This is a genomic window from Bdellovibrio sp. HCB117 (genome assembly GCF_047305915.1).
Taxonomy (GTDB): domain Bacteria; phylum Bdellovibrionota; class Bdellovibrionia; order Bdellovibrionales; family Bdellovibrionaceae; genus Bdellovibrio; species Bdellovibrio bacteriovorus_B.
Window position 1 is genome coordinate 820,459 of sequence record NZ_CP178622.1, and the last position, 25,089, is coordinate 845,547.

The window sequence follows — 25,089 nt, forward strand, 5'->3', positions numbered from 1 at the left end:
CGTGGACTACCTTCTTGGACATGAGACGAAATGTTTTTTCCAAATACTTATTAGCGCAAGCGATCGTGATCGCCTTGGTGATGATTATCTTTAGAGTGATAGCGGACCGTCAGACCGCGGCTACCGTCGCGGGATTTTTATTTGTTCTATTGCCACTGGTCCTGATGATTCTTGAATATCGTCGGGCCAAGTTCGCGCATCCCATCTGGTTTGCGGCAGTTTTGCAGTTCTGGATCCTTTTTGCCTTACCGATTTTAGGAATTCGCCTTCTAAATTGGGGAGTCCCATTTGATCAGCTGTCGGCTTTTGGGGTGCCGGGACCGGTGTTGCATCAGTTCTCAAGTAAAAGTTACATGGTGATGATGATAGTGACGCTCTTCGTTTCATGGAAACGTCCCCAAAAGGGTTGATCCGCCGCCGCGCCTTCCTCGGTCGCGCCTTGGCTGAACCCCTCTGGGAACGTTTCGGGTGGCGCGTAGGATTGATGGGGAAGAAGAGGGGAGTTTTGGGCATAAAAAAAGCCGGTCTTGGACCGGCTTTTTTTGTTTTCCCAACAGGAAATCTATAATTTCAGCAGTTTATTCGGGATTAGATCTCGAAAGGAACTGGAGAGATTGCTTCAGCTCTGTGGAAAGTATCGTAAGCGTCTGAACCAGAAGGCAATAGAGCTAGGTTACGAGCTTTTTTAACTGCAGCAGCAACTTTCTTTTGTTGAGCTACTGATAGTTTAGAGATGCGAGATGGAGTGATTTTACCACCGTCACCGATGAAACGAGTCAAAGATGCTGGATCTTTATAATCGAATACGTGGTCGCCGGAGAATTCTTGACGGTATTTGCTACGAGTTGTCTTTTTCATTACTATCCTCTTTTTAGATTTCCTATTGGTTAGCGAGTTAATGTGTGTACAAGAAAAAAGAGTTGCCATCAAGTGTCTTTTTACTTTATATGGTTACTTCTTGTTTGCGGCGCCCCTATTTAATTTGAAGGATGGCGTTGACCCAGACTTGTAGCCAGACTGTATTAGAGGAGCTTCGTATGAGCAAATGTGAAATTACTGGAAAAGGCCCTGTTGTAAAAAACTTGGTGTCTCACTCCAACATTAAAACTAAATCAACAGCTCAACCAAATGTTCAAAAAAAACGCATCTTTAGCCGTGTTTTGAACCAAATGGTGAGATTGCAAATCGCAACTAGCGCGATCCGTGACATGGAGCACATGGGCGGTTTCGACAACTTTATTCTTAATTCTGACGACGCTAAGCTTTCTAAAAGAGCTATGGCTGTTAAATTGAGAATCAAAAAGAAAATCTCTACTAAGAAGTAATTAAGAGGCCGCAGATGAAATTGAAAATCAAAAAAGGCGCAACTGTACAAGTTATCACTGGATCTGACAAAGGTAAGAAGGGTTCAGTAATGGCTGTTGACGTTAAAAACATGAAAATCCAAGTTCAAGGTGTGAAAGTACAAACACACTACGACAAAAAAGATGGTCTTTTGAAAAAAGAAGGCTTCATCGACTACTCAAATGTGAAGTTGGTAGAAGCTGCTACTAAAGAGAAAAAGACTTCTAAAAAAGCTACTAAGTCTAAATCAGCTTAGTCATCTCTGAAGGTGCTGTCGTCCTGACAGCACCCTGGCTTTGCCTGGCGGCAAAGTTTTCCTAAGACAAAGTCTAAATTTGGTCCTTACGGCGATCTCTTCGTTTTAGTCTCCTATATAGCTGCGTAAAATCAAAGTTGGGTTTAGAAGTTTGTATTTCAACTGAACTTTGAAATAGAGGAGAGCAGCTTGAACAGGGACCAAATCTCAGCACTAAAAAGCAAAGTAGCACTGTTCTCGGCGACGACGGTGTTTTTTTTCGCGTCGTTAGCAGCCGCGGATCTTGGCGACTCTTTGGTGTTGTGCAAGAACAATAAGACCGTTCGTACCTTGCGTGTTGAAATGGGCGCAGACTCAAAATGCCGCGCGATTTACACGAAACAAGGTGTGGATGAAACCATTGGCTCTGGCCTCAATCCAAACTCTTGCGTTGAATTCGTATCGAATGTTCGCAAAAATCTAGAAGAAGCAAAGTGGAATTGCCGTGAAGTTAAAGAAGCACGCACTTCCAATGTTCTTATAGATTCTGCGGAGTAAAAAAAATGAGTTCTTCCTCTGAGTTGGTGGTCGCAGCAGTGCAAATGACATCGATTGACGATGTCGACGCCAACCTTATGCAGATGGAAGCTCTTCTTGAAGAAACCTTCCGACAATCTCAACCTCGTCTGGTCTGCTTTCCTGAAAATTGCCTGTATTTGCGACTGAAAGAGGGCGAAAAAATCGAAGGTTTCGCCTTGGATCACTCGGCCTTCAAGTCACTTTCTGAGGCCGCAAAAAAATATAATACGTTTTTGCACCTGGGTTCGGTGCCTCTTTTTGTAGAGGGGCATTTGTATAATTCTTCCATGCTGATCACTCCACTTGGAGAAGTTCGACCCACTTATCAAAAGCTGCATCTTTTCGACATCCAACTCGAAGGACAAAAACCTATTCGGGAATCCGATGTTTTTCGTCATGGTCAACGGCCGAATATCTTGGACATTGATGGTTGGAAAATTGGCGAAGCGATTTGTTATGATGTGCGATTTGCCGAGCTGTTTTCGCAGTATGCGCGCAAGGAAGTGGATGTGATTTTATTGCCCGCGGCTTTTCTTGTTAAAACGGGAGAGGCCCATTGGGAAATCCTTCTGCGAGCAAGAGCGATTGAGAATCAGTCTTATGTCGTCGCCGCGGCACAGGGTGGTACGCACACAAGTTCTCATGGTGGCACTCGCGAAACTTACGGGCATTCTTTGTTGATTGATCCTTGGGGAACCGTTGTGGGACAAATTGAAAAGCGGGCGCCAGGCATCACATTTGCGAAGTTCACAAAAGATCGGATCGACAAAGTGCGCGCGCAAATCCCGATGAAGTTCCATCGTCGCTTGCCGGTGGGCTAAGGGTTGCCTAAAGTCTAGAAATCCTGCACTATTTCAATGACAATTTTCTCAATTAGCTTTTAATATGCGCTCAAAGCGCTAACAGGGAGCTGGATTATGATCCGAGTTTTCTTAGTTTTATTTCTGCTATCGTCTTTAGTGGGTTTTAAAGCCCTTGCTCAAGAAGCATCGGCAGAGCCTCAGTACGACGAAGCCCGTGAAGCTGAACTCGCTCAGAAGGCAAAAAAACGCATTTATCCTGGCGGCCGTGACGAAGAAGACCTCAAAGTCCAAAGCCAGCTAACAACCCCTGTGCGTAAGCTAGCTCCTCAAGCCGAAGTTAAAGAAGAAGCTACTGAGGAGTAGGGCCGGACGGCCGCAGAGATGAAGAGCCAGCAGGCGCGTAAGCTGAAGCAGCACCGGCGGCAGCCGGCAGAGCGCAGGGCCTCGGCCCGAAGCTGAAGCAGCATTAGATTTTTTGTTTTGAGAATATTTTGGAGTACCTATGTCAATCTATACTGAACTACCAGAAGGCGTAACTCGCGAGACTATGGACGTTGACGTTTTGATCGTCGGCGGCGGAGCTGCGGGACTTTCTTGCGCGCTTCACTTGCAAAATCAAATTCAAAAACACAACGAAGACGTTTCCGCGGGTCGCAAACAAGGCGAACAAATTCCTGATCAAATGATCGTGGTTTTGGAAAAGGCTTCTGAGATTGGTGCGCACAGTTTTTCGGGCGCCGTTCTTAATCCAAGAGCTTTGAGTGAACTTATTCCTAACTTCAAAGACGAAGGTTGCCCTATCGATTCTGAAGTTAAGAAGGATGCTGTTTATTATCTAGGTTCTGATTTCTCTTTCAAACTTCCGATCACTCCTCCTCCATTTCACAATGAAGGCAACTACATCATCTCTTTAAGCAAGTTCAACCGCTGGTTGGCGACGAAGTGTGAAGAGAAGGGCATCAACATCTTCCCAGGTTTCGCTGCGGTGGAAGCTCTTTATGAAGGAAATAAAATTGTCGGGGTTCGTACGGGCGATAAAGGCCGTGATAAAAATGGCAAACCTAAAGCGAACTTCGAACCGGGTTTGATCTTGAAGTCCAAAGTCACGATCTTCGCAGAAGGAACTCGTGGATCTTTGTTCAAGCAAGTTGAAAAGAAATTGAACCTTCGCGCCGGTAAAAATCCAGATGTGTACGAAGAGGGCGTTAAGGAAGTCATCCAGATGCCTGCGGGCACAGTGGAAGCGGGCCAAGTGATTCACACTTTGGGTTTCCCTCTTTCTAAATCTATCGGTGGTACTTTCATTTACACTCTTCCAGGGGATAAGATCATCGTAGGTCTTGTGGCTTACCTGGATTCTGAAGATCCTCTATTGGATCCACATCGTGAACTGCAAAAACTTAAAACTCATCCGTTCCTACAAAGCATGCTCAAGGGCGGTAAAGTGGTGGCTTACGGTGGTAAGACTTTGCCAGCCGGTGGTTGGTATTCTATGCCGAAGCTTTACGGCGATGGATTCATGGTTTGCGGAGACTCTGCAAGCATGGTCGATGTACAAAAGCTCAAAGGCATCCACTTGGCGATGAAGTCGGGTATGCAAGCCGCTGACACCATCATCGAAGGTTTAGCTAAGGGTGCGGATTTCTCTGAAGCCGTTACTCAAGGTTATGAAAAGCGTATTGAGTCTTCTTATGTGAAAGACGATCTTTACCGCGTTCGTAACTTCCACCAAACTTTAAGCAAAGGGATGTTTGCATCTATGCCGCTTTTGGCATTGCAAGAGATCTCGGGTGGTCGCGGTCTTCATGATTTCATGAAAATCGATCATATCGACGCCGATACGACTGAAAAGGTCGTCGACGTTTGGGGTCCTTATGGTCTAGATCATGAGGATAATAAGCTGCCTAAGCCTGACGGAGAGCTTTTCTTTGATAAGCTTTCTAGTGTGTATTTGACGGGCACTATGCACGACGAGGATTCTCCTAATCACTTGATCCTTAAGGATGGGGATATCTGTCGTTCGGTATGTGAGCCTCAGTACAAATCACCGTGTAATCATTTCTGCCCAGCCTCTGTATACGAAATGGTACCGTCTACAGTTGAAGCAGGTAAGAAGGACTTACAAATCAACTATACCAACTGTATTCACTGTAAGACTTGTGATATTAAGTGCCCATTCGAAAACATCGAGTGGACCGTTCCTGAAGGGGGCGGTGGACCACAATATCGCGAAACATAGTGCATCCAAATATAGCGGTATTTTTAGATGGGAAGCTTGGCGAGGGATCAGGCTTCTTTAACCAACGGAAAGGAACCGTTTATGCCTCAGTTTTTTGCCTCCACAGCTCGTGGCCTTGTAGAACCTCTTGAACAAGAATTAAAAGACCTCGGTCTTCAAGTTACCGGAAAATACATCGGTGGCGTTTTCTTCGAAAGCAATTGGGAAGGCTGCTATAAAGCGAATCTTCAATCTCGTCTTGCAAGCCGTATCTTAAAACCGGTTTTGGATTTCACGGCTTATCAGCCGGAAGAGCTTTACAATCAAATTCTTCGCCATGATTTCACGAAGTATATCAAGCCAACGCAAACGATCTCTATCGACGCGAGTGTGTCTGATTCAAAAATGCGTGATCAACGTTTTGTTGCGATGAAAGTGAAAGACGCTATCGTCGACCAATTCCGTGAAAAGTTTGGTGTACGTCCTGACGTTGATAATGAAAATCCATCTTTAAGAATTCACGTTCGCGCTATTAAAAATCAATTCAACGTTGCGATCGACACTTCGGGTGATAGCTTGTTTAAGCGTGGCTACCGTAAAGAAGTGGGCGATGCTCCTTTGAAAGAAAACTTGGCAGCTGGCCTGATCAAAGTTTCTGAATGGGATCAAAAATCTCCGATCGTGGACTTCATGTGTGGATCTGGAACTTTCTTGATTGAAGCCGCAATGATGGCTTTGAATATCGCTCCGGGTTTGAATCGCACGCGCTTCGGTTTCCAAAACTGGTTGAACTACGACAAAGGCCTTTGGGAGCAAGTTGTTCAAGAGGCGATGGATGCGGAAAAAGAAGAACTTGATTTCAAATTCTATGGTTTCGACATCGACAATCGCGTGATTAAAAATGCCAAAGATAATGCAAAACGTGCGGGCGTTGATCAAGTGATCGAGTTCAAAAAAGAATCGGTAGCGACGGTAGAGCCTCCAGTAGAAAAAGGTTTGATCATCGTGAATCCTCCTTACGGCGCGCGTATCGGTGATGAAGACAATCTTCGTGACGTCTATCGTGATTTAAGTTTTACGCTTAAACATCGTTTCAAAGGTTGGGACGCGTGGATTCTTTCTGGAAACAAAGAGTTGATCGCTGATTTGAAATTGAAATCGACGAAGAAGCACTTTGTATTTAACGGCAATATCGAATGTCGTTTCCTAAAATATAGCATGTTCTAAGGCGCGTGAGCGCCACTCGCGAAAGAGTCCTTATGAAATCGCTTGTCCTTTTTCTTTTAGCATTTCCAGGCATCGCGCAAGCCGCAATGCCTGTTCTTTCCTATAAAAACGTTCAATGCCGTTACACGGAAAACGACAAGCTTGTTAAGGAGCAGACAGTCGCACTTATGACCCTTGTCATTGAAGACAGTTTGGGTCGTTTTGCGCAAATTCAGTTCGGCGACGACGCTAAAAAGATTCAATATCAAATTCTAATTGAAGACGATCTAAAGACAAAAGACAGCGTCGTGATTCTGCAAAATCTCATGGTCGATAAACTGGAAAGTTCTTCTGAGCTTTCGGGAAAAGAAGTAAGCTGGGTTCGTATCGCACAGGGCACACACAGTGTCCGCTGCGATTTGAAACCATGAATGAAAAACACACATTTTTAGTCGACGAAAATTTATTGGGTTTGGTGCGCTGGTTGCGCATGATGGGCTTTGATGCCGCGAGTTTCAAAGCTCTTTCCGACGATGAACTCTTAAAAATTGCCTATCATCAAAAGCGGATTCTTTTAACAAAGGACCGCCTTTTTTTTGCCCGCATGCCTGAAAACTTGGGATACCTTGTTCAAAGCGAAGAGCCCGAAGATCAGCTTGTTGAAGTTCTTAAGCACTACCGAATCATGCCCGATGAAAATGCTTTGTCTCGTTGTTTTAAGTGCAATACGCCGATCGAAGAAATTGATCGCGACAAAGTAAAAGATAAAGTCGATGCAAAAACCTTTTCTATTTATCAAAGCTTCTTCTGGTGCCCTCACTGCCAGAAAGTTTATTGGGAAGGTTCCCATTTCAGTAAAATGCAAAACAAAGTGGAAGAAGTTCGCAAGGCTTGTAAGTTTGACGAGTGATGGTTGTCTTTGAATCAAACGGCCACAAGTTCATGTCCGACAACTTAAGTAGTTCAAAAGGTTAAGTACCACAGACGGGGCTGATCTGATTAGAAATAAAAAAGGCCCCGGAATCCCAGGGCCTTTTTTATTATTTTTCTAAATTTTAAAATTAGAACGGTTTGTTGATCGCGATGTAAGCGGCAGAGCCACCCAAGATCCAAAGAAGGATCGCGATAGGCCAACCGAAGTAACCTTTTCTTTTCACCAAAGAAATAGCCACGCCCAAAACTAACCAGATACCGATCTTAGCTTGCACCCACGTTGGCAAACCTTGAACCATTCCCAAGCGAGCTGCCATACCAAAACCGCTGACAAGAACCAAAAGAAGACCCACACCATGAGTAGCATAAGCCATGATGCGCGCGCCTTTCGTCAAAGTGAGTTTTGCGAAAGCCGGAATGAGAAGTCCTCCGAAACCAAAAAACATGATCATGAAGCCCAGCATGTGAAGGACTTTATAAAACTGATAGGACATTGATGCGTCTCCTTTTATTCTTCTTCGTTGAGGCCCAGGTGTTTCATCACGCGGGACAGGTCTTTTCTGATTCGAGTTAGGTGCGCCTTGTTTGCCAAGGTCTTAAGAGAATCACGCAACGGCTCTAGAGGGTAACCTCCGTAAGCACCCGGCTTTGTGACATCGTTCGTGACGCCAGAGCGTCCAGCAAGAATCACTTTGTCGCCAACATTGACGTGATCTGAGATCGCGGCGTCTCCGCCGATCATGCAGTTATTTCCGACGGTGCTAGAGCCTGCCACCTTAAAACCTGCGGCCATCACACAGTTATCACCGATGATAACGTTGTGGGCGACGTGACAGAAGTTATCCATTTTCGTCCCATTGCCGATACGCGTTTCAGTCAAAGCCGCGCGGTCAATTGCGCAGTTGGCTCCGATTTCGACGTGATTTCCAATAACCACGCGGCCGATTTGCGGGATTTTTTTGTGAGTACCTTCTTTGGTCATCGCAAAAGAAAATCCGTCAGCGCCGATTGTCGTGTGAGGATGAATTTCGCAATAAGAACCTAGGGTGCAGGAAGCTCCGACGAAAACTTGTGGATGCAAGATCGTGTGGTCGCCAATTTCGGCGTAGTATTCAACAACAGTGTGGGCGCCAATAGTGCAGCCGTCGCCGATTTTAACATGTTCACCGATCACCGCAAAGGGGCCGACTCCCACGTTTTTTCCCAAGTGAGCCGTCGGGTGAACGAAGGCGGTCGGGTGGATTTTTGTTTCTTGGTTGAAGCGATTCATCTTTCCGTCAAAAAGGGGAAGGATGGCTGCCATCGCCAATTGCACGTTCGCGGCTTGGAAGAAGGTGGTCTTAGAGTCCGCAGGAAGTTGCAAAGCTTTGTGCGCCACGATGATGGGAGCTTGTGCTTGCAAAGCGGATTCAAGTTGCTCTTTCTTCGAAACGAAAATCAAACTTTGTGCGTCTGCTTTTTCGGGTGGAAGAACCTTCTGAGCCACTGCTTGCAGCGAACCAGATACGAAAGAGAGATCGGAAGAATTTAGATCTTTGATAACTTCAGCTGTAATCATAGTGATGCCTCGCGCTAACACTTAACAATTATTTTTTTGATGTCAAGTCACTGGGTGATAGTATAAACCAGCTAATTAAACACTTTTGATTCTTTCTCACCTTTAATTTTAGAGAGGAACTGAGATGGCGAAAAAGGCTGCGAAAAAGGAAGCACCTGCGGCAAAAGCAAAAAAGGCAGCAGCAAAACCAGTAGCAAAACCGCAACAAAAAGCGGCGGCAAAACCTGCGGCGAAGGCGGCAGCTAAACCGGCTGCGAAACCAGTGGCGGCAAAACCCGCTAAGCCAGCAAAGGAAGCGAAGGCTGAAAAGCCGGAAAAAAAATCAGCTCCCGTTGAAGCTCCAGTGAAAGCGGAAAAGGCAGAGAAAAAGGCGAAAGCAGAACCCGTTGTTGAAGTCGCTGAAAAAGCTCCTAAAAAAGAGAAAAAAGCTAAGATTGATAAAAGCGGACTGTCTGAAGATCAAGTGAAGTGGCATGAACTTCATGAGAAATACAAAGCCGTCAAAGCCCCTACCTACAGCATTTCTGGGCAGTTTGAAGCTAAAACTCCGCTGCAACATAAGATCTTTGGCTGGGGATATGTTCTATCGAATGAATATGACCGTTTAGAGGTGCTTTTCGAGGACGGAAAGCGAATGCTGATCAGCAACAGAAAGCTCTCTTAAGGGAGAGCTCTTCTAAAAAAGGTATTGCAAGCAGCCCCTTTCTGACCTACTAATTTATCTGCATGGCAAAAGACGATTTAGTACAAATTGACGGAAAAGTAATCGACGCCCTTGCGGGTGGCCTTTACAAAATTGAACTTGATAACAAAGCGATCATTAACGCAAAACTTTGCGGAAAAATGAGACGTTTTAACATTCGTGTCGTGGTCGGTGACCGTGTTAGCGTGGGAGTTTCTCCTTACGATCCAACACATGGTCTGATCATGTTCCGTCACAAATAATTGATTTAATTTAACTCAACCTTAAATTCCCAATTAAATCTAGAGGTTCTATGGATCAGGCTCTTCAGAGTTATTTGGCTCGTATTGTCCCAACTGTTCCCGCAAAATCAGCACAGGCTGTTATTGAGCTTGCGGCAGAGGGCGCTACTGTCCCTTTCATCGCTCGTTACCGTAAAGAGAAAACTGGCAACTTGGACGAAGTTCAAATTCGCGCAGTCATCGAAGGTCACGAAACTTACAACGAAATCGTCAAGCGTAAGGCGTTCTTGATTAAAGAAATCGGAGAACAAAACAACCTTACCGCTGAAATCCAAAAGCGCATCGAGCTTTCTTGGGATTTGGGCGAACTTGAAGAGATTTACAAACCATTCAAGAAAAAGAAAAAAACCAAAGCGACTATTGCCCGCGAAGCTGGCTTGGAACCTTTGGCAAACTGGATCTGGGAAATGGGCCACGGTTTGATCAAAGACGATCAAACAATGGAAATGAAGGCGAAGAACTTCCTCAATCCAGCCGCAAAAATCCAAACATACGAAGAAGCGCTTAAAGGGGCTCAAGACATCATCGTCGAAAAAATCGCCAATGATGCAGATCTTCGTGCGATGGTTGCGAAAAACTACAACGAAAAAGGCCGTATCGTTTCTAAAGCGGCTAAGGGCTTTAAACCAAACTCTAAGTACGACATGTACAAAGAATTTGAAGAGCCCGTTAAAAACTTGATGGATGCTAAAAACAATCACCGCTACTTGGCGATGAGACGTGGCTGGCAAGAAGAAGAGCTTTCGGTTGATGTGAAAGGCGATGACGAAGACATCTTGAAGTCTTACGAAAAATTCGCAACGTCGACTCCGGACAATGCTATCGGCGACTACTTAAAACAGTGCGCTCGTTTGGCATTGAACGTATACGTTCTTCCATCAGTTGTGAATGAAGTTCACCGTGTTCTTAAAGAAAAAGCAGACACAGACGCTATCAACGTTTTTGCTGAAAACGTACGTAAGCTTTTGTTAGCTTCTCCTTACGGACCAAAATGTGTATTGGGTGTCGACCCTGGTTTAAGAACGGGTTGTAAAGTAGCGTTGATTGATAAATCTGGCGCTTTCATTTCTCACACAGTTCTTTACACTTTGGGTGACGATGCTGACAGAAAAGCGAAAGCTCTTTTCGGTGACGTATTAAAACAAATCCAAATCGAAGCGATTGCTGTCGGTAACGGTACTGCGGGTCGCGAGACAGAATCTTTCCTAAGAAAAGTTCTAAAAGATCTTGGTAAGAACATTCCAGTCGTGATGGTTTCTGAATCGGGTGCCTCTGTGTACTCGGCGTCGGAAGCAGCTCGTGAAGAGTTCCCAGATCTTGATGTTACGGTGAAAGGTGCGATCTCTATCGCGCGTCGTTTGCAAGATCCTTTGGCGGAGCTTGTGAAGGTAGATCCTAAGTCTATCGGTGTTGGTCAATACCAGCACGACGTCAGCCAATCCCAATTGAAAAAATCGTTGGAAGCCGTGGTTGAGTCTTGCGTGAATGCTGTGGGCGTTGACGTGAATACAGCATCGGCGGCTTTATTGTCTCACGTTGCGGGCATCGGTCCGGCGTTGGCAAAAGGTATCGTTGAAGCTCGTAAGAAAACTCTTTTCACAGACCGTTCTGAGCTTTTGAAAGTACCAAAATTCTCTGCAAAAGTTTTCGAACAAGCTGCGGGTTTCCTAAGAATTCCTTCTGGAAAACAAGTTTTGGATTCAACAGGTATCCATCCAGAGCGTTACCAAGCGGTGACGGACATGGCGAAGGATCTTGGTGTTTCTTTGAGCGAAATCATCGGTGAAGGTGCTAAGAAGTTGCTTGCGCAAAGAACAAAATGGGCTCAGCTAGTCGGTGAGTTTACTTTTGATGACATCGTGAAAGAGCTTGAAAAACCAGGTCGTGATCCTCGTGATCCGTTCAAGGTTTTCCAATTCCGTGACGACATCATGGAAGTGAAAGACCTTCAGGAAGGCATGATCTGCCCAGGTATCGTGACGAACGTAACGAATTTCGGTGCGTTTGTGGATATCGGTGTTCACCAAGATGGTTTGGTGCATATTTCTGCGCTTTCTCACAAGTTCGTGGATGATCCTCGTAAAGTCGTGAATCCAGGCGATCATGTGACTGTTAAAGTTCTTAAAGTAGACCAGGTGAAAAACCAGATCTCTTTGACAATGAAGATGGATGACGCTCCAGAGGCTTCAGCGCCTCGTGGTGAAAGACGTCCTGATCAACGCGCCGGCGGTCCAAGACCGGCTGGTGGCGGCCGTCCTCAGGGCGGTGGCCGTGATCAACGTCCTTCCGGTCCTCCACCAAAACCTGCAAATCCGTTCAACAACCCATTTGCAGCATTGATGAACGTTCCAACGAATAAAAAATGACCGGCAGGTCGCAGTGCCGAAGCGTCTTCGGGCGCGTAGGCTGAAGCAGCTTTCCCGGAAAAATTTAAAGGAGAATTAACATGGCAGTAAAAGGCAAATCTAGAAAAGGCATCCGTCATAAGAAAAAAAGAATTGCGACTAAAAAACGCATGATCAAAGCAAAAATCCGTAAGTAAGATTTTTGAGATTTGAAAGATTTAAGCCCGCTTCCCTTAAGGTGCGGGCTTTTTCTTTTCCAAAAGGTGCCAGGGGGGCTTTTGGCTCGACCTTTGACACGCTGACACCTTCATTCAAAGTATCAATTAGTGATACCGGCCTTCGTTTCCGTTGCAGCTTATTCGAATTCTCTTTAGTGAGGGCTTTCTTTCGGGCTATCCTTGTCAGATCAAGGAGGTCCTATGATCGTTCAACCTCATATCCTTACTAAGGCTCTGGATGCGGCTTTAAGCACCGGTGCTGACTTCGCGGATATTTTTCTCGAGGACACTTATTCTTCTCAACTTTCCATTTTAAATTCAAAACCAGAACAAGCTATCGTGGGCCAGCTTTACGGAGCGGGCATTCGTTTGTTTTTCGGGCATGAAATTGTTTACGTAACCACCAACGATCTATCTGAAGACGGCTTGGTGAAGGCCGCTCTGAATGCGGCGAAAAGCCGTGGGCAAGGGGATGCAAAAAAATCCATGCCTTTGATGCAAGTGCCTTTTGATTCTATCCACACTTATGGGGAAAAGCCTTGGGAGATGGATCGCGCTAAAAAACTTCACTGGTTGAATTCAGTGGATCAATACTCGCGTGCGCGTAATTCGGCGGTCACTCAAGTCGAAGCGGGTTTGAATGAAAAATTTCAGAAAGTGCAAATCGCCAACTCTCGCGGTTTGATGGCTTATGATGAGCGTGCTTACAGCCGTATTCGTATGGAAAGTTTTGTTGAGCATAACGGTGTGAAAGAAAGTGCCTCTGAAGACGAAGGTCACATGGGAACTTCTGAAATCTACGATCAAATCGATCTTAAGTCTTTGGCCGAAATGGCTGTGGACCGAGCGATGATGCTAACAAAAGCCGATTATGCTCCCGCAGGTGAAATGCCCGTGGTAATTGATAATGCCTTTGGTGGCGTGATCTTCCACGAAGCTTGTGGACATGGATTAGAAACTACAAGCGTTGCTAAAGATGCTTCCGTCTTCTGCGGTAAGCTTGGACAAAAAATCGCTCACGAAAGTGTGACGGCGATCGATGACGGAACGATTGAAAACGGTTGGGGTTCTTTGAACCTTGATGACGAAGGAAATAAAACTAAAAAGACGACTCTTATCGAAAACGGTGTTTTGAAATCCTATATCGTCGATGAAATGGGTTCTCGTCAAACAGGTTACGAAGCGACCGGCAGTGGTCGTCGTCAATCCTACAAGTATGCTCCAGCATCTCGTATGAGAAACACCTACATCGCCGCCGGAAAAGACAAATTCGAAGATATGATTCGTGACGTGGATTACGGTTTGTATGCAAAGAAAATGGGTGGTGGCTCAGTCAACCCAGGTACAGGTGACTATAACTTCCAAGTCGGCGAAGCGTACATCATTCGCAACGGTCGTATTGAAGAAGCCGTGAAAGGCGCTTGCTTGATCGGTCGCGGAATCGACACACTTGGAAAAATCACCAAGGTTTCTGATGATTTGAAATTGGCGCGTGGTATGTGCGGTTCTGTCAGTGGTTCTATCCCGGCAGCCGTAGGTCAGCCGCAAATTCTTGTTTCCAGCCTGATGGTTGGGGGGAGAGCGAAATAATGGATGCTATTAAATCTAATTTCGAAAAAATCGCTCATCAGGCTCGTCAAGACGGCGCCAAAGTTGAAATGCTTTTGTCGGGTGGTGAGAGTCTTAGCATTGGTTACCAAAAAAAGAAGTTGGATGCCTTTGAGTCGACACAGTCTCAAATGGCGGGCTTCCGCGTGATCCTTGGTGGGAACCAAGGTTACGCCTACACAGAAAATCTTTCGGAAGAATCTTTATTAAGAACTTACCGTGAGGCTTTGAATAACGCGAAGACAGTGCAAAAAGGCGAAGGCTTTGAAGTGCCGTTAGCAAAACCAGTCACTCATCAGACGATGAATCTTTTTAATCCAGAAAATATTGAGATGGATAAGAAGATGGAAATGGCTCGCTTGCTTGAAGAAAAGTGTTTAAGCAAAGACGCACGCGTTCAGTCTGTTCCTTATTCTAATTTTGATTCGTCCGTTAGTTTTAAACGCATTTTGAATTCAGAAGGATTGGACCAAGAGTTTAAGCAAACTTATTACTCTGGTTACGCTTATCCTTTGGCCAAAGAAGGCGACTCATCGAAAATGGGTGGCGAAGGTTTCTTTGCCCGTAAATTTTCCGATATCAATATCGATCAAGTTGTCGAGGAAGGTGTTAACAACGCGGTATCAAGACTTGGGGCGCGGAAGCTGACGACCGGGAAGTATGCCGTCGTGATTGATCGCACACAATTCCCTATGATCCTGGCGATGATCAATGATTATTTTTCTGCCAAAGAAGTGCATGAAGGAAAGTCTTTGTTCGATGGTAAGTTAGGTCAGAAAATTGCTAGCGAAAAATTCCAACTGCTGGATGATCCGTTTGAACTACGCGGTTCGGCGGTGAGACCCTTCGATGATGAAGGATCTTCATCACAAAAGACGGTTCTTTTCGAAAATGGTGTTTTGAAAAACTTCCTGACGAATTTGGAATACTCTAAGAAGATGTCTTTACCTCACACGGCTCACGCCAGTCGCAGTCCGGCTTCCCAGTCGTCGATTGCGCCTACGAACTTAATCGTGGGTAAAGGGACGAAATCTTTGCAGGAGCTTTTAAGTTCTTACGACAAAGTCGTTCACTTGAAAGAGTTTTCAGGCGGCTTGCATGCGGGCTTTAAAGAATCTACGGGTGATTTTTCAATGCCGGCGGAAGGTTTCTTGTACGAAAACGGGAAGCTTGTAGGAGCGATCGATCAGTTCGTGATGTCGGGCAATGTGCTTGAGCTTTTGCGTGATATTGAAGAACTGGGAAATGAATACAATAAACCCGGCAGCTCTCGTATTTGTCCAGACGTTCTAATTAAAAGTCTTAGTTTCGCTGGTGCCTAGAGCCTAGCGAAGCTCTACTTTTCCTTCTTTAGTGAAGGGGATGGTTGCAAAAGAAAATTTCGCATCCCCTTCAATCTTATACGGCAATTCGCCGGATGTTAAAATAGAAGCCACATGTCCCATAAGATCTCCGTACTTTACTGGCAGCGGTAGTTCTATATTGGCGTCTTTAGATGCGGGAACCTTGATGGCTTTATCCGTTTTGGAAGTCGTGAGCTGTTTATCACCGACGAAAACTTTGTAGGCCACTTCTTCTACTTCGATGTCAAAGCGATTGGGATTTTGTACATTCACGACAAAGACCAACGTGGTCCCAGAAAGATTTGTATCTTTCGCATAGACGTTTTCTAGCTTTGCCTCTGGTTTTTCAGCAAATCCCAAAAGACCTTTGCCCGAGCACGCTGTCAAAACCGAGAGAAAAATAAAAGCTAAAGTCCAAGTTTTCATTCTGATTTCCTTTAAAGATTTAAACTTAATCGCTCGAACCCTTCGTCGCAAGCGGAAAGTCTAATGGTCAAATACAGCTCCATACCGCTTTGGACCCATGATAAATTTTGAGAATGGCAGGAAGGAGGTTCACGATGGGAACTTGTGAAAATTGTGGCAACGTCTATGACAAAGCTTTTCGAGTGACAATCGGTGATCAAGAGCACGTGTTTGATAGTTTTGAATGCGCTATCAATCAACTGGCACCTCGTTGCGAGCATTGTCGTACACGCATTATCGGACATGGGCTAGAGGCGCAGGGGAAAATCTATTGTTGCGCTCACTGCTCTCATGCCGACAATGTTAAAGAATTAAAAGATCGAATTTAAGTCTGAAAAAAAAGAGGTTCTAGGGGAACCCCTAGAACCTTTGTTCATTATTTCTGCGAGCAGCATCTTCAGATGTTCTTGTCGCGACGGATGGCGAAATAGCCGAGTGAGAATCCATGCCCAACTTTTTGGTGTGGTTAGTCGTCGGTGTTGGCAACAACGTATTTGCCAAAGACAAAATGTCGGCGTGAAGTTCTGGGAACAGATTTTGAAATCCAATCGCAAGTTTTGCTGGAACTGAAATGGTCAGCTCTGCTTTACCGTATTTCAGTGCGCGAATGATTTGGCGAGCCGCGGATTCAGCGCTGACCGTAAGAAGGGGCATTGAACCCGAGATAGAGAACCAGGCGAATTCATTTTCGTGCTGTCCTCCGAACTCGGCATGTCCTTGCGAACCGGTGCGCATCAGTCCAGGGAAAACCGTCGTGACATAAATATTGTCCTTCATAAGTTCCGCTCGCAAAGTTTTTGAATAACCTGCCAAAGCGAATTTGCCCGCACAGTAAGGTGCAAGGTGGGGGACAGCCATACGTCCGCCAATGGAGCTGATATTGACAATGCGACCGCCGTCTTTCATCAAGTACGGTCTTGCCGCTTCGATGATGTTGAACGGTGCCCAAAAGTGAACATCCAGTGAGTCACGGAATTCCTGTGCTGTCGCATTCACATAGGGCATGACCGAAATAATACCAGCATTGTTGATGACAACATCAAGGCGCTTGAAGTGATCCACGCATTTGCGCACGGCGTGTTTGGCGTGTTCGGGTTTCGTAGAGTCACAGATCTCGTAAATCACTTGCGCATTTGGATGATTGAATTGAATTAGGTTTTGCGCCTTCTTCAGTTCAGCTTCATCGCGAGCGAGTAAGCAGACCGAAGCTCCTTCTTCGACTAACTGATTCGCTAAGACGAATCCCAGACCGCGGGAGCCGCCGGAAATTAGCACCACCTTGCCTTGAAGGCTGAAACGACGAAGAGCTCCTTTGACGATGTCATAAGCGAGATACCCCAAAAGTCCCAAACCCACGTATTTGGCAAATTTGTTAGATGATTTCTTTTTCATTTTTTATCCCTTTAATATTCTTTGTAGTGACGGCCGCGGCGAAGATCTTCCTGAAAGCGTTCTTCCGTATTGTTTTCATTATGGTGATATTCGAAATTTTTTTGGTGATTGCCACCCATGTGTGGATAATGATGATCTGAGTGACATTCGCGGAAGCGATCCTGACAGATCTCGTTGTAACGATCCTGCGGAGCCCAATCGGAAATGTTTTGCGGCTCGTTCAGGTATTCACTTCTTTGAGCATGACGACGACGACCGCGGTTGTAATCGCGGTTCATGCTTTCATCAGCATTGTCGTAATTGCGTTCGCGTTCACGACGAGAATCGCGTTCATCCTCTTCGTCGCGATAGCCAGCGCCGTGGTTGCCCTCACTGTAGTTTGAAACTGGACGAGATCGATGGCGGGGGCTTTCTTCTCTCTGCAAGCGGTGAGTCCCGTGATATCTTTCACTGCCGTGAGATCCTTGTTGTCGAGAGTAATTGTCCTGCGGTGATCTGCGATGTGGCATGTGCTCCTCCTTGTGCATACACGTCATTCCTGGGGAAGAGTTGCAAAAGAAGAACCACTTCTAAAAAGTCGGAGTTAAAATTGAAAGAGTTTTAGGGGCACATCTCCGTGAACGGATTTGACGAAATGCCCCAAAAGAAATTTATTTCTGTTTAAGAATGGCGTTGGCAATTTCTGTGAAGCCCAAGCCGCCTCTTTGTTGAGTTACATAGGTCGGTTTGTTTTTAATTTGATCGATGAAGTTTTGAATGTTTGCTACCGCAAAACTGTGTGGGAAATAGGCAAACATCGGTTCATCGTTTGGAGAATCTCCACTGAATCCGCAAACTTTCTTCGCCTCGTCAGCAGTCACAGAAAATTCTTTTTGCAAAAATTTGAGCGACATTGTGAGCTTATCGTAAGCGCCAAACCAGCCGTTAACGTGAATGGAGCTGACCTTGGCCTGAGCCCCGTGGGAATGAAAGATATCCACAATTTTTTGAACTTCGGTGCGTGGTAAGGCGGGGACGTCTTCGCAGAAGTCGATCGCTAAATCCATCAAACGACAGAACTGATCACTTGCTAAATCACAACCTGGAACTTTTTGAAGAATTTCTTTTTCCAGCGCGTTCAGTTTTTTGCGATTCTCGCTCTGAGTTTTCTCATCAAAGAAAAAGTGACGATGCATTTTTTTTCCGTGGTAGCGGAAATAAAATCCGCCGTTTTCTCCGACGATCCCGCTGACGGGCCAGACTCGGGCGATCATTTCACACCATCCTGCGGGGCGACCCGTTACCGGAATCACGTGGATTCCTGCCTCGTGAAGTTGCCACAAAGCTGTGTAAGCTTCAGGACCTAAAAGACCTTCGTCAGTCAAAGTGTCATCGATATCAGTCAGAAGAAACTGCAGGCGTTCAGAGAAGTGAGAAACATTTTGCATGCTTAAATTATCAACCTGGTTCCTTTTTTAAACAAAGGGAAGCAGGTACCTTTGGTATGGCTTGTCAAAAATTAGACTTGCACCTGAAAGCAATCGCCTTCATTTTTTGTCTATATATATAGGTCGGGCTGCAAGAGTCGTTATCCCTCGACTTTGGATGAGCCCTTAGGAATTAGAGCATGGCCAAAAAAAGTGAAGCATCTGATGGTATCAAGCTGGTCGTTGTGGAGTCCCCAACGAAGGCTAAGACCATTCGTAAATTCCTCGGGAAAGATTATGTGGTTGAGTCCTGCATGGGACATATTCGTGATTTGCCACAATCTGCGAAAGACATTCCTGAAAAAGTAAAAAAAGAAAAATGGGCCCAACTTGGGGTCAACGTTGATAAGAACTTCGAACCTCTTTACTGCGTGCCCAAGGACAAGACTAAAGTCGTAAAGAACTTGAAAGACAAATTAGAAGAAGCCACAGAGCTGTATCTCGCGACCGATGAAGACCGGGAAGGGGAATCTATCAGCTGGCACTTGCTTGAAGTTTTAAAGCCTAAAGTTCCAACAAAACGAATGGTGTTTCACGAGATCACGAAAGACGCGATTCAAAAAGCTTTGAAAGACACGCGTGAAATCGATTTGAACCTAGTGCGTGCGCAAGAAGCACGTCGTATTTTGGACCGTTTGGTGGGCTACACGATTTCTCCACTTCTGTGGAAGAAAGTGGCTTACGGTCTTTCCGCAGGTCGCGTGCAGTCCGTGGCTGTGCGTTTGATTGTTGAAAGAGAACTTGAGCGCATTCGCTTTAAAAAATCGGCTTATTGGGGAGTTCTTGCTGAACTTTCTAAAGACGGTGTGAACTTTGAATCTCGCCTGCAACAGTACAAAAATCAAAGAATCGCCACCGGTAAAGACTTCGATGGTCTTACGGGTCAGTTGACGGCCGGAAAAGATGTTCTAGTCCTTGATGAAAAGTTAGCTGCAAAACTTGCTGCCGATTTGAAAGCGGGGAACTGGACAGTTACTGACGTTGAAGAAAAACCGACGTTCAGAAAACCGGCTCCGCCATTTATCACCTCGACTTTGCAACAAGAGGCGAACAGAAAATTAGGTTTGAGTTCACGAGAAACCATGCAAGTGGCTCAAAAACTTTACGAGCAAGGTTTCATCACTTATATGCGTACGGATTCTACGTTCTTGTCGAACGAAGCAATCACGGCGTCTCGTGATTCTATCGGCAGCAAGTACGGTAAAGAGTACTTACCACCGCAACCGCGCACTTACGCGGCGAAAAAAGTCAAAGGCGCGCAAGAGGCCCATGAAGCGATTCGTCCTGCTGGAAATCAGTTCATGGATCCGGATGAAACAGGTCTGACGGGCACTCAATTCCGTCTTTATGATTTGATTTGGAAACGTACGATTGCATCGCAAATGGTGGACGCTCGTCAGAAACAAGTCAGCGCTAAAATCCAAGTCGGTGAAGCTCTTTTTGGTGCTTCCGGAATGACGATTGAGTTTGCCGGTTTCCTTCGCGCTTACGTCGAGGGCAGTGATGATCCAGAAGCAGATTTGGCAGAGCGCGAAGTGCGTTTGCCAGCGTTGAAAACAAAAGACGTTGTGAAATGTGCGAAGCTAGATCCAACATCGCATGAAACAAAACCACCCGCGCGTTATACCGAGGCCAGCCTTGTACAGACGATGGAAAAAGAAGGCATTGGCCGTCCATCAACGTACGCTTCTGTTATCGGAACTATTATTGATCGCGGTTACGTTCGTAAAAATGGAACGGCTCTTGTTCCAACATTCACGGCGATGATTGTTTCAAAACTTTTGAGCAGCTATCTTTCTGAATACGTCGATTTGGGTTTCACTTCTGAGATGGAGCAAAGCCTGGATAATATCGCCGATGGCGATCTAGACTGGGAAAAATATTTAGCCTCTGTTTATAAAGGACCGAAGGGTCTGCGTGCTTTAGTGGATACTCAGGAGGAAAAAATTAATCCTGATGAGGCTCGTACGATGACCTTAGAAGGCATGGATAGATATAAATTCCATGTCGGTCGTTACGGTGCTTACGTCACAACGACACGTGATGGAGAAGATGTTAGCGCTTCATTGCCTGATAATGAATCTCCCGCCGATATCACTCCTGAAATCGCCGAAAAGTTGATTGATCAAAAAATCAATGGTGCGGATGCCTTGGGTAAAGATCCTAAGACAGGTCTTCCAATTTATGTCTTGAATGGCCGCTATGGTCCTTACGTGCAATTAGGTGACGTGAGTCCTGAAGACGACAAACCGAAACGTGCGTCGCTTCCGCCGAACACGCAGCCAGAGCAAGTGGATTTGCAAATGGCTTTGGAGCTTTTATCATTGCCAAAACTTTTGGGCACTCACCCAGGTACAGGCAAAGAAATCAAAGCGGGCTTGGGTCGTTTTGGACCGTTCATCGTGCATGACGGGGACTATCGTTCGATTCCTAAAGGCGAAAGCATTTTCACAATCACGCTTGAGCGCGCACTTGAGATGTTAAGCCAACCGAAAAAGGGTCGCGGAAAAGCAGCTCCTTTGAAGGAACTGGGTGTTTATCCTGAGACTACGGACGCAGTCCAAGTGTATAATGGACCTTATGGGCCTTATATCAAATGCGGAAAAGTGAACGTGTCCCTTCCAGAAGGAACGACTCCGGATACAGTGACTTTGGAACAAGCTGTCGCTCTGATCAATGAAAAGGGCGGACCTGCAAAGGGCAAAGGAAAAGCCAAAGCTAAAGGCAAAAGCTCGGGCACAGCCAAATCCGCAGCTCCTAAAGCGGCTCCGAAGAAATCTTTAAAGCAAGCTGAGACGGCGAAAGAAAAAGCGCAGGTCTTAGGTGTCAAAAAAGTAGTCACTCGCAAGTCAAAGAAGTAATTTGTTCATCCCCCTTTTCCGAAGGGGGATTCTTTGCTAAATTTGCTCCACGTTATTCGGTCTAAGCGTTGGAGTTCGTATGGGTAACAGTTCCCGTAAGGGACAACTAGAATTAGGGATCAACCGTTCCCCAGAGAAAGATAGAAACTTTCATCTGGGCGGCCGTAGTTTCTATTTCTTCGACTTCGACGACAACATTGCTTTCTTGACCACACCTTTGATTCTTTTCCACAAAACCGATCGTCATGAAGTGAAAATCTCTAGCGGAGATTTTGCCCAGTATCATCAGAGCATCGGTAAATCCGGTCCTTATGCAGACTATGATTTAGATTTCTGTGACACGACGGGAACGTTCCGTAATTTTCGTGATCATCACATCGAGGACATCGAGAAGCTTCAAGGTAAGAAACAAATCTTCGTGCAAGACGTGGCAGAGGCTTTAGGTTTTCCTGACTTCCAGTGGAAAGGCCCTTCTTGGGAGTGTTTCTATCACGCGACCTTCAATCAACGTCCGTTGTCTGTCATCACAGCCCGTGGACATCATCCCGAAACCTTGAAAGACGGGATCCGCGTTTTCGTTCAAAATAAACTTCTTCCTTTGGAGCCCAACTACCTGAGTGTCTATCCAGTGAGTCACAAAGAGACGCGTGCACTTTTAGGTGATGCAGAGCTAAAAGAAGGCACCGCAGAACTTAAACAACGCGCCATCCGTGCGAGTGTGGAAAAGGCGATTGAAACTTATGGTTACAATCCTCATCACCGCTTCGGTATGTCGGATGACGACCCCAAAAATATCCAACTTATTGCCGAAGAAATGACTCGACTTAAGGCGAGATTCCCCGAGATGTCTTTCTTCCTCATTGAGACTCAGCACGGAAACTTCGTAAAGCATGAGATAAAATTGGGCGGTCTGCGCGGCGAAAAAGTGGAGAACCTCTCACAACTGTCCTTCTTTGAAGAAGATCGACAAAAGTCTTAAAAATAAATAACAAGTCCTAATTTATAACGTCCTTCATAAATTGCATGCCTCCTTCTAAATCTTTGATAATCTAGTGAAATCAGTATGGCTTCCTAGAGGGGAAGCTGCATGGAAGGATCAGCATGAGTTCATTCTCAAATGGCGTTAAAGGTTTCATTATTGCCGGCTCTTTAGCCGTTTCCTCTTTGGCATCTGCACAGCTAAAAGAGGGCTTAGAGTGCCGCTATCTCACTGTGATCGAACAAGGCTTCTTAGCGAATCACGTGAAATATTCTAACCGCGATACAGAATTGCAAGTTCGCGTGATGGATCAATATCTTAAACGTTTAGATCCTTCAAAAATTTATCTGACACAAGCTGATGTTGATTCCATTAAAAAAACGGCGGGCAATGTTTTTGATAAAACGAAAAACCGTGACTGTTCATTCTTGGAAGCCACTCAGAAAATCGTTTTGCAAAGAGTGCAAGATCGTGCGGAGTTCGCAAAAAAATATCTAGGCAAAGATTTTAAATTCGATGCGCAAACGGAATTCACTTTTGATCCTGATAAAAAACCTTGGCCTAAAGACTCTAATGAAGCCAATGAGTATTTGAAAAAATACATTCAGTTCCAGATTGGTAACTACCTAGCGACCGACATGAAACTTGATGAAGCCAAAAAGAACGTAGCTAAGAACTACGAGCGTGCAGTGAAGAGAACCCAAGAAACTTCCTTGGATGATTTGTTCTCTGGCTACCTTGATTCTTTTGCTAGAGCCTTGGATCCACATTCTAGTTTCTTCTCTCGTGATGTGCTTGAAGATTTCGAAATCCAAATGCGTCTTTCCTTGGAAGGTATCGGCGCGACACTTTCTTCGCAGGACGGTTTCACAGTTGTTGAACAACTTGTACCTGGTGGCGCCGCTGCGAAATCAGGTTTGATTGAACCTCAAGATAAAATCATCGCTGTTGGTCAGGAAAAAGGACCGATGGAAAACGTGATCGACATGGATTTAAAAGACGTTGTCAAAAAAATCCGTGGTAACAAAGGCACGAAAGTGCGTTTGACGATCTTGCGTAAATCCGGTGATGCGAAAAATCGTTTCGATGTTACTTTGACTCGTGAAAAAGTAAATCTTGAAGACGAAGCAGCTTCTATCATTTATCAAGATAAAGAAATCAACGGTCAGAAGAAGAAATTGGGTATCATCAACTTCCCTTCATTCTACGCGGACTCTCGCCGTGGGGGGCGCTCTTCAGCTTCTGATATGAAAAAGCTGATCAAAGAAGCGAACGAAAAGAAAGTTGATGGCTTGGTGCTCGATCTTTCTAATAACGGTGGTGGATCACTTGAAGACGCGGTGAAAATCGCCGGTCTGTTCTTCCAAACTGGAAACGTTGTAAAACAATCTTCTAAAAACGAAGGTCGTGCAGAGTCTGCATTGCGTGATACGGATCCGGCTGTGGACTGGGCGGGACCGCTTGTCGTTTTGACCAGCCGTATTTCTGCTTCCGCTTCAGAGATCGTGTCTGGAACTTTGCAAGATTATAAACGGGCCGTGATCGTCGGTGGTGACCACACTTACGGTAAAGGTTCTGTTCAATCCGTTCTTCCGATCCCGAATAACTTGGGCGCGATCAAAGTCACTGTAGGTATGTTCTTCATCCCTGGTGGCAAGTCGACTCAGCACCGTGGTGTTGATGCCGACGTGGTTCTTCCGGGTCCATTCAGCACGGATGATATCGGTGAAAAGTACATGGATTACTCTTTGCCTCCAAAAACTATCGAGGCGTTCTTGTCTCCAGATGCTTACGTGAAAGAAGGCCCTGGAACTTGGAAAGAGCTGAAGTCCGATTGGATCAAGTCATTGAAAGAAAGATCTGCGGATCGCGTTGCTAAAAACGATGAGTTCAAAAAGATCGTTGATGAGTTGAACAAAGCCAAAGCGCGCGGAAAATTAATCCGTGTCAGCGAAGTGCTAAAAGATAAAAACGAAAAAGATAAAAAAGAAAAAGCGAAAAAGACTGCTAGTAAGGCTAAGAAAAATGAAGAGTACTTAAAGCGACCTGATATTCAGGAAGCGGAAAATGTACTTCTTGATTTGATTCAGCTGCAAGAGGGGAAAGCTCTCGTGCCCCCCAAACAAGCCAGCGCCAAGTAGCTTCGTTCCACGTTCGTTGTTGTTAAGCCCAGAAGAAATTCTGGGCTTTTTTTTTGCTTCGAACGGGGGGAGGGGAGGCTTCGAGCGACGGATTTGCGGTGGCAAGGAGGGGCGGCTAAGGGCTCCAATCGCTTCGTGCGGCACGCCATCCGGGCTCAGTCGGTGCCGAGGCTTTGCCTCGGTTCGCGCCATCGTGGCGCCACCGAAGGCCGCACTTCGCGCTTGGTCCCTTGTCCGCCCCTCCTTGCCACCGCAAATCTGTGCTCAAATTCCTTTTCCTTTCTTTGAAAGAAAATCCCGGAATTTGTTTTGAGTTTGGTCGTTTTTTCGTGGAATGAAGTGGCCTTTCCGGTGTTTTTTTGGTGGGAGGGCGGTTTAATTGGTTTTCAGCGGTTTTTTGGGGTTCTTTGG

General features: G+C 45.6%; 26 protein-coding genes. 19 read left to right on the forward strand and 7 right to left on the reverse strand.

The genetic code is table 11. The annotated features are described in order from the left end of the window. Positions 1-20: 20 nt before the first annotated feature. Positions 21-410: a hypothetical protein gene (locus ACLWBD_RS03995; RefSeq protein ID WP_413569619.1), complete on the forward strand. Its 390-nt coding sequence runs from the start codon at positions 21-23 to the stop codon at positions 408-410. Positions 411-588: 178 nt separating this feature from the next. Here ACLWBD_RS03995 and rpsR read toward each other — a convergent pair whose 3' ends face one another. After that, complete coding sequence (gene rpsR / locus ACLWBD_RS04000; protein WP_063208708.1) at positions 589-858, reverse strand: 30S ribosomal protein S18; 270 nt, start codon at positions 856-858, stop codon at positions 589-591. Positions 859-1,037: 179 nt separating this feature from the next. Between rpsR and rpmB the strand changes: the two genes are divergently transcribed. The 9 genes from rpmB (at position 1,038) to ACLWBD_RS04045 (ending at position 7,295) form a co-directional block, all read left to right on the forward strand. Next, positions 1,038-1,325, forward strand: coding sequence for a 50S ribosomal protein L28 (rpmB, locus tag ACLWBD_RS04005; protein WP_041875865.1), 288 nt, complete (start codon positions 1,038-1,040; stop codon positions 1,323-1,325). 14 nt (positions 1,326-1,339) lie between these two features. Further along, positions 1,340-1,600, forward strand: coding sequence for a KOW motif domain-containing protein (locus tag ACLWBD_RS04010; protein WP_063208710.1), 261 nt, complete (start codon positions 1,340-1,342; stop codon positions 1,598-1,600). A 189-nt stretch (positions 1,601-1,789) separates the two neighbouring features. Further along, positions 1,790-2,137 (forward strand): hypothetical protein, encoded by a 348-nt coding sequence (locus ACLWBD_RS04015; protein ID WP_413569622.1) that lies wholly within the window; start codon positions 1,790-1,792, stop codon positions 2,135-2,137. A 5-nt stretch (positions 2,138-2,142) separates the two neighbouring features. Further along, complete coding sequence (locus tag ACLWBD_RS04020; protein WP_413569624.1) at positions 2,143-2,979, forward strand: carbon-nitrogen hydrolase family protein; 837 nt, start codon at positions 2,143-2,145, stop codon at positions 2,977-2,979. A 96-nt stretch (positions 2,980-3,075) separates the two neighbouring features. Beyond that, entirely contained in the window at positions 3,076-3,324 is a 249-nt protein-coding gene (locus ACLWBD_RS04025) for a hypothetical protein (protein ID WP_063208716.1), read from the forward strand. 139 nt (positions 3,325-3,463) lie between these two features. Beyond that, a complete protein-coding gene (locus ACLWBD_RS04030) occupies positions 3,464-5,200 on the forward strand; it encodes a 4Fe-4S dicluster domain-containing protein (RefSeq protein ID WP_413569626.1) in 1,737 nt (578 codons plus the stop codon). A gap of 81 nt (positions 5,201-5,281) precedes the next feature. Continuing rightward, positions 5,282-6,406, forward strand: a complete 1,125-nt coding sequence (locus tag ACLWBD_RS04035; RefSeq protein WP_063209562.1) for a THUMP domain-containing class I SAM-dependent RNA methyltransferase — start codon at positions 5,282-5,284, stop codon at positions 6,404-6,406. 32 nt (positions 6,407-6,438) lie between these two features. Continuing rightward, complete coding sequence (locus ACLWBD_RS04040) at positions 6,439-6,816, forward strand: hypothetical protein (protein WP_063208719.1); 378 nt, start codon at positions 6,439-6,441, stop codon at positions 6,814-6,816. Continuing rightward, positions 6,813-7,295, forward strand: a complete 483-nt coding sequence (locus ACLWBD_RS04045) for a Mut7-C RNAse domain-containing protein (protein WP_063208721.1) — start codon at positions 6,813-6,815, stop codon at positions 7,293-7,295. The genes ACLWBD_RS04040 and ACLWBD_RS04045 overlap by 4 nt, the downstream gene beginning before the upstream one ends. Before the next feature lie 151 nt (positions 7,296-7,446). On the opposite strand, the gene ACLWBD_RS04050 is transcribed toward ACLWBD_RS04045, so the two are convergent. Both ACLWBD_RS04050 and lpxD read right to left on the reverse strand, forming a co-directional pair. Continuing rightward, entirely contained in the window at positions 7,447-7,812 is a 366-nt protein-coding gene (locus ACLWBD_RS04050; protein ID WP_063208723.1) for a hypothetical protein, read from the reverse strand. A 14-nt stretch (positions 7,813-7,826) separates the two neighbouring features. After that, a complete protein-coding gene (gene lpxD, locus ACLWBD_RS04055; protein WP_413569628.1) occupies positions 7,827-8,876 on the reverse strand; it encodes a UDP-3-O-(3-hydroxymyristoyl)glucosamine N-acyltransferase in 1,050 nt (349 codons plus the stop codon). Positions 8,877-9,000: 124 nt separating this feature from the next. On the opposite strand from lpxD, the gene ACLWBD_RS04060 reads away from it, so the two are divergent. From ACLWBD_RS04060 to ACLWBD_RS04080, 5 genes are all read left to right on the forward strand, one after another. Next, positions 9,001-9,540 carry a hypothetical protein gene (locus ACLWBD_RS04060; protein WP_413569629.1) on the forward strand — a complete coding sequence of 180 codons (540 nt, stop codon included), beginning with the start codon at positions 9,001-9,003 and terminating at the stop codon, positions 9,538-9,540. A gap of 62 nt (positions 9,541-9,602) precedes the next feature. After that, a complete protein-coding gene (infA, locus tag ACLWBD_RS04065) occupies positions 9,603-9,821 on the forward strand; it encodes a translation initiation factor IF-1 (protein WP_061836535.1) in 219 nt (72 codons plus the stop codon). A 50-nt stretch (positions 9,822-9,871) separates the two neighbouring features. Further along, complete coding sequence (locus ACLWBD_RS04070; RefSeq protein WP_063208729.1) at positions 9,872-12,226, forward strand: helix-hairpin-helix domain-containing protein; 2,355 nt, start codon at positions 9,872-9,874, stop codon at positions 12,224-12,226. A 398-nt stretch (positions 12,227-12,624) separates the two neighbouring features. Then, entirely contained in the window at positions 12,625-14,013 is a 1,389-nt protein-coding gene (locus ACLWBD_RS04075; protein WP_063208731.1) for a TldD/PmbA family protein, read from the forward strand. Further along, a complete protein-coding gene (locus ACLWBD_RS04080; protein WP_413569630.1) occupies positions 14,013-15,353 on the forward strand; it encodes a TldD/PmbA family protein in 1,341 nt (446 codons plus the stop codon). The genes ACLWBD_RS04075 and ACLWBD_RS04080 overlap by 1 nt, the downstream gene beginning before the upstream one ends. Before the next feature lie 3 nt (positions 15,354-15,356). On the opposite strand, the gene ACLWBD_RS04085 is transcribed toward ACLWBD_RS04080, so the two are convergent. Further along, on the reverse strand, positions 15,357-15,800 hold the full coding sequence (locus ACLWBD_RS04085; protein WP_413569633.1) for an LEA type 2 family protein: 444 nt from the start codon (positions 15,798-15,800) through the stop codon (positions 15,357-15,359). 134 nt (positions 15,801-15,934) lie between these two features. On the opposite strand from ACLWBD_RS04085, the gene ACLWBD_RS04090 reads away from it, so the two are divergent. Continuing rightward, the gene (locus tag ACLWBD_RS04090) at positions 15,935-16,168 is read left to right on the forward strand and encodes a hypothetical protein (RefSeq protein WP_063208737.1); all 234 of its coding nucleotides are present in this window, start codon (positions 15,935-15,937) and stop codon (positions 16,166-16,168) included. A 31-nt stretch (positions 16,169-16,199) separates the two neighbouring features. Here ACLWBD_RS04090 and ACLWBD_RS04095 read toward each other — a convergent pair whose 3' ends face one another. From ACLWBD_RS04095 to ACLWBD_RS04105, 3 genes are all read right to left on the reverse strand, one after another. After that, positions 16,200-17,231, reverse strand: a complete 1,032-nt coding sequence (locus ACLWBD_RS04095) for an SDR family NAD(P)-dependent oxidoreductase (protein WP_413569635.1) — start codon at positions 17,229-17,231, stop codon at positions 16,200-16,202. Between the two features lie 11 nt (positions 17,232-17,242). Then, positions 17,243-17,740, reverse strand: a complete 498-nt coding sequence (locus tag ACLWBD_RS04100; protein WP_413569637.1) for a hypothetical protein — start codon at positions 17,738-17,740, stop codon at positions 17,243-17,245. Between the two features lie 141 nt (positions 17,741-17,881). After that, positions 17,882-18,658 (reverse strand): HAD family hydrolase, encoded by a 777-nt coding sequence (locus ACLWBD_RS04105; RefSeq protein WP_413569638.1) that lies wholly within the window; start codon positions 18,656-18,658, stop codon positions 17,882-17,884. A 179-nt stretch (positions 18,659-18,837) separates the two neighbouring features. Here ACLWBD_RS04105 and topA point away from each other — a divergent pair, with 179 nt between their 5' ends. The 3 genes from topA (at position 18,838) to ACLWBD_RS04120 (ending at position 24,678) form a co-directional block, all read left to right on the forward strand. Next, positions 18,838-21,558, forward strand: coding sequence for a type I DNA topoisomerase (gene topA / locus ACLWBD_RS04110; protein WP_413569639.1), 2,721 nt, complete (start codon positions 18,838-18,840; stop codon positions 21,556-21,558). A gap of 79 nt (positions 21,559-21,637) precedes the next feature. Beyond that, positions 21,638-22,537 carry a hypothetical protein gene (locus ACLWBD_RS04115; RefSeq protein ID WP_413569640.1) on the forward strand — a complete coding sequence of 300 codons (900 nt, stop codon included), beginning with the start codon at positions 21,638-21,640 and terminating at the stop codon, positions 22,535-22,537. Positions 22,538-22,659: 122 nt separating this feature from the next. Then, the gene (locus ACLWBD_RS04120; RefSeq protein ID WP_063208748.1) at positions 22,660-24,678 is read left to right on the forward strand and encodes a S41 family peptidase; all 2,019 of its coding nucleotides are present in this window, start codon (positions 22,660-22,662) and stop codon (positions 24,676-24,678) included. Positions 24,679-25,089: the final 411 nt, after the last annotated feature.